We start from the raw sequence: 14,815 nt of genomic DNA on the forward strand, positions 1-14,815 counted from the left end.
ATTTTGTCATAAATTTTTCTAAAATGTCTGGTTATTTAACAATAAATTTCTAAAATTGTCACCACTAACAAACTCATCTTCCATTAATTGTGGCAAGGTGTTATCAAAAATCACATAATACTGTTCTAATTTTTGCTTTGTCTTCATCAATAATTCATCTAATACTTGATTTGTAATAGAATTCCAGCGATCTGGGGTCATCATACTACTATCAATTATTCCAACTGAAGTTAACCCTGACTCTACCATAGTCTTTACCAACTGTAATGCTTGATCAAAATCACCTTTTGATCCTGTACTTCGCTCACCATAAAATATTTCTTCAGCAACTGAACCGCCTAATGTAACCATAATTTTGCCTTCAATCTCAGTTTTCGTATATAAATATTTATCTGTTGTTGGTGTATGTCGAACAAACCCAAGCGCACCACCACGAGGAGTCAGTACTACTTGTGCGACTGAACCAGGTGCCGTAACTTCTGCCATAATAGCATGACCTAGTTCATGACGTGCTACTCTTAATTTATCTTCATAAGTTGCTTCACGATTGTTTTTTTCGCCTAATAATACTTTATCGATAGCAGCTTGCACATGTTCTCTAGTAATAAGCTCATTACCTTCACGCAAGGTATAAATAGCAGCTTCATTCATAACAGCTTCAAGCTGTGCACCTGAAAATTGATACGTATCTTTCGCAATCTGATCAAAATCAACATCTTCATGAAGTTTTTTATTCGTTGCATGCAATTCTAATATATGACGACGACCTTTTTTATCAGGAAGTGATACTTCAATATGTCGATCAAAACGACCTGGCCTAACTAGTGCTTCATCTAGAATGTCTTTCCGATTCGTTGCTGCGATTAATAAAATATTCACTTCTGTATTATGATATATACCATCTAATTCGGTTAAAAGCTGATTTAATGTTTGATCATACTCACGATGCTGTCCACCGTCACGTTTACCACCAATAACATCTATTTCATCAATAAAAACTATTGCATTTTTCTTATTCTGATCTTTCGCTTGTTTTCTAGCCTTTGTGAACAGTTCACGTACGCGATTAGCACCTGTACCTACATACTTTTCCACAAATTCACTCCCTGATGCTGCGATAAACACGCTGTCTGTATAATTAGCAGCTGCTTTTGCAAGCATTGTTTTACCTGTACCTGGAGGACCAGTAAGCAGAATACCTTTCATTAGACGAATTCCGCGTTTCTCTAATTGATCACGTTGAACTAGAAAATCTAATGCTTCTTTTAGTTCCTCTTTTACATGTAATTGACCACCAACTTGATCAAATGTGATTGGTTCAATAATCGACTTATTCTGTTTTTTCAGACTAGCTAGTCCTAACTGTTTATTCGGTTGCGTAGTCATCATATAGATTACTACAAATAATGCTACACTGAAGATTCCTGCCCCGATGTTGACGAAATACCCAATAGACACACTAAATATTGCGACAAATATACCAATTGCAATTTCCTTTGCATAGTTACGCATTATTCCATACCCCCATCTCCTGATTGTTGATCGGAAGTAATACATGTTTGATCACATTGTCTTTACTTAATGTTACGTAAACATAGTTTTGATCAATAGAAGCATTTGCCTCTAGACCTTTTACCTGCTTCTGTAGTGAATCCATTAAGATAGGGAGCTTACTATACTGCTTAGATGACATCGCCTCTGCAACATTGAACAACTCTTTCTCCCATAGTGAATCTAGAAGGTCGCTCTTTTCTTGATTAACGAGAGATATATTTATAAGATCAGAATCTTTAGTATGTTTGGACATGATTGCTTGTATTTCATTTACTGCTTCTTCAAGACTAGCAGTTCCAACTGGAGAAATCTCAATCGTAACGCCCTCTTCTTCTTGTACAATCGGTAAAGTTACTTCGGAATATTGAGCCTGTTTAAGCTCCGTTTCTAACGGTTTTTGCTGTGCTACATACTGATAAGTAAATCCACCAGACACTGTAACTATAATCGTAATAATAAATGCGATAATCATTGGCTTTAGCTTCAAGTTTTGCAATTATTCCACCCCAATTATCAATATATCAATTCATATTGTTATTTTGTATATCAATTAGTATATCATCTTTGCTATACGATTTGACTGCATAAATAAAGGAAACAAGATCTTTACGATCTCGTTTCCTTAGGAATTGTATATTCATTTATTAAACTTCCATCTCTCATTGCATAAAATGCATAGATGGTATAGTCACTTGTATCCTCACTATAATGTACTTCCCATGCTAGTTGTCCTGATATATACGCTTCTTCTATTGTAAAATCTTGAGCTGACGGTTTTGATGATTGCAACCTTTGTAGTATAACATCTGAAGCAATAATATCACTGGAATTCACAGATGTTAGAACATTATTATCTTGCCAGACTGCATACTGCTCTTGCCCATCCCATGTTTTCGCTAACAATATCCAATATTGTTCTTCCCAAATATATTTTTCAAGATAGCTTTCAGTGGATAAGTCATATTGCTCCTGAAGACTAATACGTACATTATCTTTTTCAGTCCAACGATCCATCTGAATATTACGATAGAACATGACGAGTAGAACAGTAATTAGAATGAGGAACAAAACGATGAGGATTATCCATTTGCGTGGAGTCATCCATTTCGAACGCTTCTTATCTATTGCTCTCATCTTAATTCAACAGACGCTCAAAGCTAGCTTGCGCTTCAAAGCGGACTTTCTCCTCATCCATAGTAAGTAATGTTCTATTACTCACAACTTGCTTACCATCAATCCATACATGAGATACATCTCGACCATTTGCAGCATAGACCAGATGAGAAATAAGATCAGTTCTTGGGAAGAAATGAGGTTGATCAATATCAATAGCAATAAAGTCTGCTTTCTTACCGACTTCAAGTGTACCGATCTCCGATTTCCAAATCGCTTCAGCACCCATCGAAGTCCCCAGTTGCAAGGCTGTGTATGCCGGAACTACTGTCGGATCTCCTGATACTCCTTTATGAAGCAATGCCGCAGCTCTAATCTCTTGGAATAGATCTAAGTTGTTATTACTTGCAACACCATCAGTTCCTAGAGATAGTTTAACGCCAGCTTTCAACATGTCAGGCACTCTTGCTACACCGCTAGCAAGCTTCAAGTTACTAATCGGATTATGAGAAATAGATGCACCTCTTGCTGCCAACAATTCAATTTCCTCATCCGTAAGATGAACAGCATGAGCTAACAAAGCTGGACGACTGAAGAAATCTAGTGCATCCAGATGAGCAACCGGACGTTTTCCGTACTCATCAACGTTTTGCTGCACTTCAGCTTTTGTCTCCGACATATGCGTATGTAACGGCAAATTCAAATCATGTGCCGCTTGAACTATGCGTGCAATATAATCTGGTGGACATGTATAAGGTGAATGTGGAGATAACATTGTAGATATTCTTCCATTACCTTGACCATTCCATTGTTTTGCAAAAGAAATCGCTTCTTCTAATTTGGCAGTTTGTACTTCAGGTGAGCAAAGTCCAATAACTCCTCTAGTAAGAAAAGCACGAATGCCCGCTTCAACTGAAGCTTCAGCTACTTGATCCATACGATCATACATATCAACAAATGTAGTCGTACCACTTAACAACATTTCGGCAATTGCCAAATTACTTCCAGCACGTGTGTCTTGGTCAACATATTTCTCTTCCATCGGCCACATTTTTTCTTGTAACCATACTTGCAAATTCAAATCATCTGAAAATCCACGAAGTAATGTCATTGCAGCATGACCATGTGTATTAACTAGACCTGGCATAAACACCAAGCCTTTACCATCAAAACGATCAAAACCTTCTACATCAGCAGGTCTTGTTTCACCAATATATGTGATAACATCATCAGTTACGACCATATGACCAGTTAACACTTTTGGTGTAGTTCCTGCCATCGTAATGAACAAACCGTTCTCAATCCATATCTTACTCATCATTTGCCTCCTCTTTGTTATTCAAATAATAAGCTAAGCTCAATAATTCTTTTGTAAAATCAGCATATTGTATACGTACACTGTCTGGTGCACGTAATATTGTTGGGGCAAAGTTCAATATACCTTCTATGCCTGACTCAATTAATTGATTAGCAACATTTTGCGCTTCTGAAGCAGGTACAGTTATAATGCCAATACGAATGTTTAACTCGGCAATCTGTTTTGTTAACTGAGCCATCGGTTGTACCGTTAGATTATTAATTTTCGTATCTACTTTACTTTCCACATTGTCAAATACAGCAACAATTTGCATATTATCATTACTGTATTTGTTATAATTACACAAGGCATGTCCCAGATTACCAGCACCAATTAACGCAACATTAATCGTTTGATTTATTTTTAGAATATGTTGTATTTTATCAATTAGATAATCTACCTCATAGCCAATTCCTTTGCGACCAAAGTCTCCAAAATAAGCGAGATCTTTGCGAATTTGTGCAGGATTAAGATCTAATCGATTACCTAGATCTTGTGAGGAAACGGTCTGAATTTCACGACTTTTCAATTCATGAAGTACTTGCAAATATACAGGTAATCTTCTGACAACTGCTTCAGAAATTTTTGTTTGCTTCATTTCATTATTCCTCCTTTAACCACTCTTCCATTCGCCCCGGCATTTGACTCGTATGCATCGTTTCGATTTTCGGACCAGGTAATGAATATAAAAAATGTTTACCATAATAAGCTTCAATTACTCTAGTATCATATATGATTACAATCCCTTTGTCTGTAGCGGTACGAACTAATCTTCCAAAGCCTTGTTTAAATCTAATAACGGCTTGTGGGATCGATAATTTCATAAATGGATTTTTCTTTTGCCTTTGAAGTAATTCCGATTTCGCCTCAACCAATGGGTGATTAGGTGGTTGGAAAGGTAATCGAACGATGGCAAGACATTGAAGTGATTCCCCAGGTATGTCTACACCTTCCCAGAAACTACTTGTCCCTAGTAAAACTGATGCTTGATTTTGTAAAAATCTTCTCGTTAACTTCGTGCGATTATTACTATCAATACCTTGGCCAAGCACTTGGATATTACTGCTTTGAAGCGCTGATTTCAGTGGATCATACACTTGTTTTAACAATCGATATGAAGTGAATAAGACAAGCATTTTACCACCGAGCGTTTGAGCACTCTCTGTTAATGAACCTACTAATTTATCCAAATAAGCTGAGTCTATATTAGCACCCTTTAACACCGGGAAATCTCGAGGAATAATAACTAGAGCTTGTTCTCTATAGTTAAACGGTGAATCGAGCATGACTGCTTTCACCCGATTGGAATTTTCGTAAGCAGATAATCCCAGTTGCTCTTCAACATATTCAAAGTTTTTCTGGATAGATAATGTTGCCGATGTCATAACAACAGTATCTTTCACTTCAAATAAATACTTCTTCAACAAACCACTAACATCGACAGGAGCAGAAAATAATTGCAACGATCTGAACTTATACGCTTGCGTTCCTTCCATCCAGTACACATAATCTTCCTGTTCAAGTTTCATAAACATTCGCAATTCGTCTTTAATCCTATTTAAATCACGTAATATTCCATTAAGATCAATTAGTATACTTTGCAAACCTGTATCTTCCTCAAGGCGTTCCTTCACATCAGTTGAAAGCTTCTCAAGAGATTTAACTAAGCGTGACAGTTGAACATGGAAGTTATTCTCCACTTCCATAGCTTCGTTCCATTCGCTCGGTAACTTATGTCGATCTAAGCGGAATACCATACTAGCTGTACCTTCCGACCCGACTTCATTACTTTGAGTTGAATCCGTACTGACGATACTATAGAGCCATTCAAATAACTTATCCCAATGCTCTTTAATATCTTGAAGTTGTGGGTATGTGCTATCGATCACTTCATTCCAAGCGGCAGTATGATCATCATTATCTTCTTGTACACGAATTCGAAGCGATGGAAGAACTCCGGTTCTCATATCTTTGAATAACATATTCATCGCATATATATACGAAGTGTACGTCATTTGGTTACCTAGATGTTTACCGGCAACTTCCTCAAGATGATGTGCCTCGTCTAATATTAAATTAGTGTATCCAGGTAAAAGACGGTGGTCTGCTTGAATATCTGTAAAAATCATCGAATGATTCGTAATACAAACGTCTGAGATATTCGACTCATGTTTAGCACGATGATAATAACATCGCTTGAACCAAGGACAAGCTCGATTCAAACATGAATCGGCATCACTTGATACCGTCCCCCAGAAGTCCGCACCACGTAACCCAAGGTTAAGTTCTTCTTGATCTCCCGTTTCTGTTTCCGATAACCAGATAACCATCTGTGCTGCCGTTACAGGATCATCAACTGGAGCAACAAAGTCCTTAGTATTCAATTTATGTTCGAATTTCCGCATACAAAGATAATTACCTCTACCTTTTAACAATGACGCTCTGAAAGGAAACGGTAAAATCTCATTAAGTAAAGGGATATCTCTGTTGCGAAGCTGCTCTTGTAAATTTATAGTATGAGTGCTAACAATAACTTTCTCTTCTGTCTGTATACCGTAGTATAACGCTGGAATAAGATACCCTAACGATTTACCTGTACCCGTTCCTGCTTCGATGAGAAGATGCTTGTCATCATTAAGTGCTTCATAAACTTCTTGATACATTTGAATTTGCGGTTTTCGTTCTTCATAGTTCTCAAACATTTCTTTGAAACGATTTTGCACATCTTCAATATATTGTTCAAAGCTGGTCACTCGTTCAAAGTACTCATTCGCATTTTCTTTTTCTCTAGCTGAAGTTTCATCAGCCCAGGGTGTTGCCTTTAAAGCAAACTGACGGTAATAATCATATTCCGCAGAATCAAATACAGACTGTTGCTCAATTAATTTTTCAGTGTAGCTCAAATACCATCCAAGATCTCGCGACTCATCAAAAAATGAAGATAGCCGCTGCAATGTAAGCAGCGGCATAGAACGTAGCTTTGATACACAATCAATGAAAATATGAGCTGTAGCCAGTGCGTCACTATCAGCACGATGCTGCATTTCATGTTCTACTCCTAATTGCTCAGCTACCGTTCCTAACTGATACGAAGTGATGGACGGGTATAAAATACGTAAAAAGTCCATTGTATCCAGTCTTCTTCCATTGAATGGAAGATATCCACATTGGTCAAGGGCATGATTCAAAAAATTAGCATCAAAGCCCACGTTATGAGCAACAAGAACAGCATCATCAAGATGTGGTATTAGTCCAACTAAAGCATCATTCAAATCAGGAGCATCTTGAACATCACTAAATTGGATCCCTGTTAGTCCAGTAATAAAAGCAGGAATCTCAACCGTTGGCTTTACAAATGTACTATACGTGTCAATGATTTCTAAATCATCCGACACAACGACTAGTCCAATTTGTATAATTTCATCCAAGGCACTATGTCCAGTTGTCTCCAAATCCAAAATGGCATACTTCATTCAATGACCGTTCCTCTCACGTACAGATCAACTCTGTGCTACCAAAATATAATGATAACTGCTTTGGCGTCTCCAAGCAGCATTGTAAATTTTTAAGTGAATCCTCAAACTCTGGGTAAATAGAATAAGCTTTACGGAATAAGTGCTCTGCTTGGTTCATATTCAACTTAATGGCGTGAATACAGCCAAGTGCATTGAAACTTAACGCTAGCCATTTTGGGAAATCACTTAAAACAGTTAATAATTGAAAATGTCTTTGTGCTTCGTTCCAGTTACGCATATGCATTAACGTCATACCATAATATAGTCTTGCCATATTGCACTCTGGAGTTGTGGTCACAATTCGACCAAATAAATCTGCTGCCTCGGGAAACATAAAAAGTTTATAATAGCCTTGAGCTCGATCAAGAATAAGTTCATCTTCAGTTGGAGTAAAAAGATCACATTCATTGCATGGTTGCACTTGCCCAGAAGAGAACTCTTTAGCAAGCACGCCCTCTGCCAACTTTGAATCATTTAATGAAGCAGGTATTGCTGTTGATTGCTCTGACTTTGCACTTGCTGCCTCATGTTCACGCTCACGATAAAATTCGAAAAACACTGCAAGTTTTTCTTCGAAAGACACCCAATGATCAATAAATAAGTCATTCGTTTCCTTCAATTCTTGAATTCGAAAACAGTACTCTTGTTTTTCCTCGTCATCAGCTTCTTCATAATGCTGAATAATGTAATCGAGTAACTCATGCATCGATGAAAACATTTCACTTATCATACCGTATCCCGCCTTCTTTTGAATGTAGGAGTCTACGGTCATTTTTTGTTGAAATTGATCTTTTCATTCACCATGGGATTCGTTACATAAACAAGGGATTAACTTGATTATAGTATGGTCGAGTGAATTTCACCATTCATAAATTGTGTAGGCTTATTATTACTATCAAGAATAACGATTGTAGGCTTGTAAGAAGTTGCTTGTTCTTCCGTCATTAAGCTATATGAAATAATAATAACATTATCTCCAGGCTGAACAAGTCTAGCAGCAGCACCATTAAGGCAAATTACGCCAGTACCACGTCCACCTTTAATAACATAAGTTTCTAACCTGGCACCATTATTATTGTTAACGATTTGAACTTTTTCATTTTCTAATAAATCTGCAGCATCCATAAGATCCTCATCAATGGTAATACTACCAACATAATTCAGATTCGCTTCTGTTACTGTAGCGCGATGCAACTTAGACTTCATCATTGTTCTATACACGCTCGATCACCTCTCCAACATGGAATAACGCATTATCTATTAATCGGGTAGTACCGAACTTCACGGCAACCGCTACTATAAATCTTTGGTTTTCAAGACTTTCAGCAATGGCAAGGTGACCCTCTACTCCTGTTAATGAAGGATAATGCAATAATTCAACATAATCAATTTCACCAGTAGTATTCGTTACAATCTCATTGGTTATAAGAGCAATACATTCATCTGTTGTCAGCTTATTGTTATCTTTAAGTTGATGATGTAGTTTGTTAAGCGACAAACTTAATGTTGTAGCTTCCATTCTATGTTTCGCTGATAAATATACATTTCGAGAACTTAATGCAAGTCCATCCGGTTCTCTAATAATTGGACAAGGAACAATATTTACATTCATATCAAGATCTTGCACCATTTGTTCAATAACCGCTACTTGTTGAGCGTCTTTCATCCCAAAATATGCTTTTTGTGGTTGTACAATGTTGAAAAGCTTACTAACAACTAAACCAACACCATCAAAATGACCTGGTCGAGAGGCTCCACATAAGCGACTTGTTACTTCTTCAACTTTGATTGTCGTTAATGGTTTTTTCGGATACATCTCTTCTACAGATGGCAAGAATACAATATCAACACCACATGATGCAGCAAGCGCTAAGTCTCTTTCTTCATCACGAGGATAACGATCTAAATCTTCGTTAGGTCCAAATTGCATTGGATTCACGAATATGCTTAGAACAACAACATCATTATCAGATTTAGCTTCACGCAATAAGCTAGCATGTCCTTCGTGTAAGTAACCCATCGTCGGAACGAATCCGATCGATTGTTGATGCTTCTCGGCTTCTCTAACAGCTAATCGTAGCTGTTGCTTCGTGCGACATATATTCATGTTGAATATTCTCCTCTATCTGTTTGCTGCTTTTAAGTGGAAAGTTCCTAAGTGAACTACCTATCCTGATTACCATATAAATTGTCTATATTATGTTCTGGAGATTGAAAAGAATGCTCTTCTTGCGGAAATTGGCGCGATTTCACATCTGCAACATATTCTCCGATCGCACTACGAATAATTTCTCCAACATTTGCATAAGTTTTCACAAATTTCTTCGCATAATTAGGAGATGAATATTGAAGGATATCGTGATAGACAAGTACTTGACCGTCACAACCTCGACCAGCACCAATCCCAATTATTGGGATATGCAACTTCTCACTAATAATATTTGCGATTTGCTCTGTTACAAGTTCGATTACGATTGCGAAAGCTCCCGCTTCTTGTAGGGCAATCGCATCATCTAACAATTTTTTCGCTTCACCTTCGAGTTTACCTTGTACTTTATAGCCACTTAGTTGATGAACCGCTTGTGGCGTTAATCCAATATGACCCATTACAGGAATACCTGCACCAACCAATGCTTTTACATGTTCAATAATTTCTGTACCGCCCTCAAGTTTTAACGCTTGAACATGGCCTTCTTGCATAATTTTTGCAGCATTAATGAGCGTATGCTCTTTGCTAATACCATAAGTCATAAACGGCATATCTGCCACAATAAATGTATTTGTAGCTGCTCTTGCAACAGCTCTTGAATGATATACAATATCATCAATCGTAACAGGAATTGTTGTATCGTATCCAAGTACCACATTTCCTAATGAATCTCCTACTAATATAACATCAATTGATGCTTCCTCTGCAAGCTTAGCTGATGGGTAGTCATAAGCAGTTAATACAGAAATAGGATTACCCTCCTGTTTCATCTTAGCCATAGCAGATATCGTTAATCTCTTTTTCATGAAGTTCAGCTCCTTTAATTGTTGGTCAACGCAAAAAAACCTTTTAGCCATGCTAAAAAGTCCCCAAACATAAAAAGGAAATCATCAATAGTAATGCTTCCTTCTGTCTCGGTCCTTTAGGCTCTGAGCAGAGTGTGCATTCTAAAATCTAAATTAGAATTTAACACATTTTCTAGTGCAGCTTCTAAGAATACCGCCTAGTACAAATAGTGTATCAGAAAAATGTTTTGACGTAAATATACGTTGGATTTTCGCAAACTAAAATCGCCAGTGTGCGTAATTAATATACACGGATATAATTTGTTACTGAAAGAACATACATTGGAGGCTTATGCTATGCTTTCCAAGTTCGCTTCATATTCGATGCGACTATGCTACAACGAGTTACATCGTTATCAAAGTCCGCTTTTTGAATTTCCCTTTTAATGAGAGTTCAAAAAGTGGGCTTTCAGAACCAAGAAGATGTAGTTAATTTTCGAAAGGCGGAAGCGCAAGTGTACGTAGTTGGTACACGCGAACCGTACTTTCCTAAATTCCCTTCATATTCGATGTCGACTAAGCTACAACGAGTTACATCGTTATCAAAGTCCATTTTTTGAACTTCATTTAACCTCGCCCATTTCTGCGGAGTATATCTCTTTCTCCGTCCCATCATCAAGTTGAACCACGATAGAACCTGCATCCGTTAGTCGTAAAGGAGTCCCTATAAATGTTTCGGTTGGCGTCGTAAGACTCACTTTGTGACCTAGAGAAATTGCATTAGCTTCCCATAACTTCGCAATATTACTGAAGCCATCCTGTTCGTATATTGCCATTAACATTTCCCACTCTGACAAAAATAATTGAATGAGTTCGGTGCGATCAATTACTTTTCCCATAATTAAGCGCAATGAAGTCGCTTTATGTTGTAATTGTTCATCATAGTCTTGTGCTGAAAGATTAGCATCTATACCGATTCCGGCAATGACATATTTCAACATCTGATCTTCACTACTTGATTCCAATAAAATCCCGCTTATTTTTTTTCCTTGATATAATAAATCATTCGGCCATTTAATTCCGATTTCTAAACCTGAGTAGTAACGAATCGCGCGACAAAGGGCAACAGCTGTTAGCAATGTCAATTGTGGTGCTAATTGGATTGGTGTGTGTGGTCGTAACACTACGCTCATCCATATCCCTTTACCGTACGGAGAATGCCAATGGCGACCAAGTCTGCCTTTTCCTTTATTTTGTTGTTCAGCGATGACGACTGTCCCTTCCTCAGCACCATCTTCCGCTAATTGCTTCGCAATAATTTGTGTTGAATCAATCGCATCATAATGATGAATAATAGATCCTAGTCGTTTGCCTTGAAAATGATGTTGTAACTTATTATGGTCAATAGCGACTGGTTCATAGATCAGTCGGTAACCTAGCTTCGTAACTGCTTCAATCTCATAGCCCAAAGCTTCTAACTTTTTGATTTGCTTCCAAACCGCTGTTCGACTAATTCCTAGTTGTTGACTAATCATTTCTCCCGAAACATACTGCTGTGGATGTTCTAATAACATTTGTAATAATGGTGATTGTGTCGTCGAATTCATGAATTGTTCACCCCGTATCTTTTGTTGAAATCAATCTGTATAGTACCTCGGTCATTTTCCAATTGACCGAGGGCTACCTGTTTCATAATATAAGCCAATTGTTCCTTTACCCAAGCACCCGAAGGTTGTCCACTCCATTTCATTAGGTCATTACCTTTGATGCAAAGTTCCTTAATAGAATGGATATACAGTAATTGATGAATTGTTGTCAACTTCTCATATAGATTAGGTGCAAAGATAGGAGCAAGTTGGTAAAGCCATAATTCAAGATTACTTAATGGATGAGTTAATAATAAATCTATCCACTCATTTTGCAATAAATGTTCGTCTTCCATGTTGATTCGCATTACCGATTCTTGAATTGATAGGCTAGCAACAATCGTTGCACGTTGCTCATTGGAGAATTTAAGAGCTCGTAGATCACTTGCTGTCTGTTCAGCTGATAAATTCGCTATAAGAAACAACGCTGACCATCTAGCGTTAATATGAGTTAGCGTTTTCGTATCCAACGTAATAAATTGTGTAATATTTACTTTCTGCCAACTTCTCGCAAGCAATAATTGTTCTTTCGTATGTAATAACAAACCAGTTCTCTGAAGTAGTCGTACACCTCTAAGAAATGATGGATACTGAAGCATTCGGGAAACTTCATAACTAACTCTTTCCATAGCAATAAAAGATAACAATGAAGCTTGCTTCGAAATAGCCCTCCATAAGGAAAGTACAGGAGTTAATTCATAGGTTGTACTAAACCTTACCGCACGTAGCATTCGCAATGCATCTTCTTCAAAACGTTCATCACTTCTACCAACACAACGTAATTGACCGTTCTTTAAATCTGAAAAACCTCCGAATGGATCATGAAGTACAAAGTCACGATCTAACGCCATTGCGTTCATTGTAAAATCTCGTCGTTGTAAATCTTCATAGATATCCTTCACAAAATTAACCGATTGTGGTCGACGGTGATCCTCATATTGGTCTTCTGCACGATAAGTAGTAACTTCATAACTTTGACCAGATTGTAATACAGTCACTGTGCCATGTTGCAGTCCTGTAGGGATACAGCGTTCGAATACAGTCATCACTTGATCAGGAGTAGCACTTGTAGCAATATCAACGTCCGATATAATACGCTCTACCATTGTATCTCTAACTGCACCACCAACGATGTATGCAGTAAAACCTGCATGTTGAAGTTTATCTAATATAAGACAAGCTTCAACTAATGCAGGCTGAATGTTTCTTTTCTGAAGTTGGTTCTTCATAATAACCACCTAATTGGTTAGGAGAGACAAATATCAGCGGGAAGCGGCTCAATTTCCGACTCCAAACCTAACACTTTATAATAAATACTTTCATATTCATACGTAATGCGATCATTACAGAAATCTTCTTGTGCTCGCTTAATACAAGCAGCTTTGAATTGCTCATGCAACTTCTCGTCACGTAATAACTGTAGTGCATTATCAGCCATTGAATCAACATCGCCGATATCAGAGAGATAACCAGTTTCACCATGAGTTACAAGTTCTGGAATACCACCTGCATTCGAACCAATCGTCGGAACACCACAAGCCATTGCCTCAAGCGCGACAAGTCCAAAACTTTCTTTCTCAGATGGCAATAATAATACATCAGCTAATGAAATAATTTGCGCTACATCCTCTTGTTTGCCAAGGAACAGCACTTTATCTTCAAGTCCAAGATTATTTATTTTACATTGAATTTTCGTTAATTCAGGACCTTCTCCTACTAACAATAATTTAGTAGGTATTTGTTGTGATACTTTTGCAAATATATCCACAACATCAGAAACTCGTTTTACAGGTCGGAAATTTGAAATATGCATCAAAATCTTTTCATTCGGTGCTGCATAATCATTTCGTAATGTAGATACATCTCTAGGATAATAAATGCGTTTGTCTACAAAATTATATGTTAATTCAATCGGAGTTGTAATATCAAGCAATTGGCGCGTCTCTTTAATCAGATCTTGTGAAACGGCTGTAACCGCATCACTTTGATGAATCGCTAACCGAATCAAATCTTTAAGTGACTCATCTTGAGCCAGCACCGTAATATCTGTTCCATGTAACGTAGTTACCGTCTTCATACCGTTATTAAGCATTTGCTTCGCAAGAAACGCACATACAGCATGAGGAACGGCGTAATGTACGTGCAAAATATCAAGATTTTGCATCTTAGCTACTTGAGCCATTTTACTTGCTAAACTTAGATCGTATGGTGGGTACCGGAATACATAATAATCATTCACTTCTACTTCATGGAAATATATATTTTTATGAAACTTTCCTAAACGAAAAGGGATACTATGTGTAATAAAATGAATTTCATGTCCTTTTTCAGCAAGTAATTTCCCTAACTCGGTTGCAACAACACCTGAACCGCCAAGTGTTGGATAACATGTAATTCCTATCTTTAGTTTACGCGCCAACGGCGACGCACCTCCTGTGTTCCTAACTATGTACTTTACATATGTTTGAATTTCAGTATTCATTACTACTGATTTACCTTAACTTATCTTGTGAATTCATATCTTGTAAAGTTTTATTTAGTTTTTCTAATGAATTTGAGTACATTTCATTCTTTTCAAAGCTGAGTACTGATTACGACTACAAGAGCATCACCAAGCAACGTGTTCACTTGTGTAC

The 14,815-nt window shown here is 37.4% G+C and carries 13 protein-coding genes; all 13 read right to left on the reverse strand.

Annotation, left to right across the window (positions count from 1 at the left end; genetic code table 11):
- Positions 1-18 precede the first annotated feature (18 nt).
- Entirely contained in the window at positions 19-1,512 is a 1,494-nt protein-coding gene (locus NAG76_20005; GenBank protein ID URN94082.1) for an AAA family ATPase, read from the reverse strand.
- Positions 1,505-2,050: a hypothetical protein gene (locus tag NAG76_20010; GenBank protein ID URN94083.1), complete on the reverse strand. Its 546-nt coding sequence runs from the start codon at positions 2,048-2,050 to the stop codon at positions 1,505-1,507. Before NAG76_20010 ends, NAG76_20005 begins: the two co-directional genes overlap by 8 nt.
- A gap of 110 nt (positions 2,051-2,160) precedes the next feature.
- Entirely contained in the window at positions 2,161-2,688 is a 528-nt protein-coding gene (locus NAG76_20015) for a hypothetical protein (protein ID URN94084.1), read from the reverse strand.
- Between the two features lies 1 nt (position 2,689).
- Positions 2,690-3,985, reverse strand: coding sequence for an amidohydrolase (locus NAG76_20020; GenBank protein ID URN94085.1), 1,296 nt, complete (start codon positions 3,983-3,985; stop codon positions 2,690-2,692).
- A complete protein-coding gene (locus NAG76_20025; GenBank protein URN94086.1) occupies positions 3,978-4,622 on the reverse strand; it encodes a redox-sensing transcriptional repressor Rex in 645 nt (214 codons plus the stop codon). Before NAG76_20025 ends, NAG76_20020 begins: the two co-directional genes overlap by 8 nt.
- Positions 4,623-4,626: 4 nt before the next feature.
- On the reverse strand, positions 4,627-7,497 hold the full coding sequence (gene dinG, locus NAG76_20030; GenBank protein URN94087.1) for an ATP-dependent DNA helicase DinG: 2,871 nt from the start codon (positions 7,495-7,497) through the stop codon (positions 4,627-4,629).
- 16 nt (positions 7,498-7,513) lie between these two features.
- The gene (locus NAG76_20035; GenBank protein ID URN94088.1) at positions 7,514-8,269 is read right to left on the reverse strand and encodes a hypothetical protein; all 756 of its coding nucleotides are present in this window, start codon (positions 8,267-8,269) and stop codon (positions 7,514-7,516) included.
- 107 nt (positions 8,270-8,376) lie between these two features.
- Positions 8,377-8,760: an aspartate 1-decarboxylase gene (locus NAG76_20040; protein ID URN94089.1), complete on the reverse strand. Its 384-nt coding sequence runs from the start codon at positions 8,758-8,760 to the stop codon at positions 8,377-8,379.
- On the reverse strand, positions 8,753-9,646 hold the full coding sequence (panC, locus tag NAG76_20045; protein URN94090.1) for a pantoate--beta-alanine ligase: 894 nt from the start codon (positions 9,644-9,646) through the stop codon (positions 8,753-8,755). The genes NAG76_20040 and panC overlap by 8 nt, the downstream gene beginning before the upstream one ends.
- Before the next feature lie 56 nt (positions 9,647-9,702).
- Positions 9,703-10,554, reverse strand: coding sequence for a 3-methyl-2-oxobutanoate hydroxymethyltransferase (gene panB / locus NAG76_20050; protein URN94091.1), 852 nt, complete (start codon positions 10,552-10,554; stop codon positions 9,703-9,705).
- Between the two features lie 602 nt (positions 10,555-11,156).
- On the reverse strand, positions 11,157-12,140 hold the full coding sequence (locus tag NAG76_20055; protein URN94092.1) for a biotin--[acetyl-CoA-carboxylase] ligase: 984 nt from the start codon (positions 12,138-12,140) through the stop codon (positions 11,157-11,159).
- Complete coding sequence (locus tag NAG76_20060) at positions 12,137-13,408, reverse strand: CCA tRNA nucleotidyltransferase (protein ID URN94093.1); 1,272 nt, start codon at positions 13,406-13,408, stop codon at positions 12,137-12,139. Before NAG76_20060 ends, NAG76_20055 begins: the two co-directional genes overlap by 4 nt.
- 17 nt (positions 13,409-13,425) lie before the next feature.
- Complete coding sequence (bshA, locus tag NAG76_20065) at positions 13,426-14,598, reverse strand: N-acetyl-alpha-D-glucosaminyl L-malate synthase BshA (protein URN94094.1); 1,173 nt, start codon at positions 14,596-14,598, stop codon at positions 13,426-13,428.
- Positions 14,599-14,815: the final 217 nt, after the last annotated feature.

Source organism: Candidatus Pristimantibacillus lignocellulolyticus, assembly GCA_023639215.1.
GTDB classification, from domain to species: Bacteria; Bacillota; Bacilli; order Paenibacillales; family Paenibacillaceae; genus Pristimantibacillus; species Pristimantibacillus lignocellulolyticus.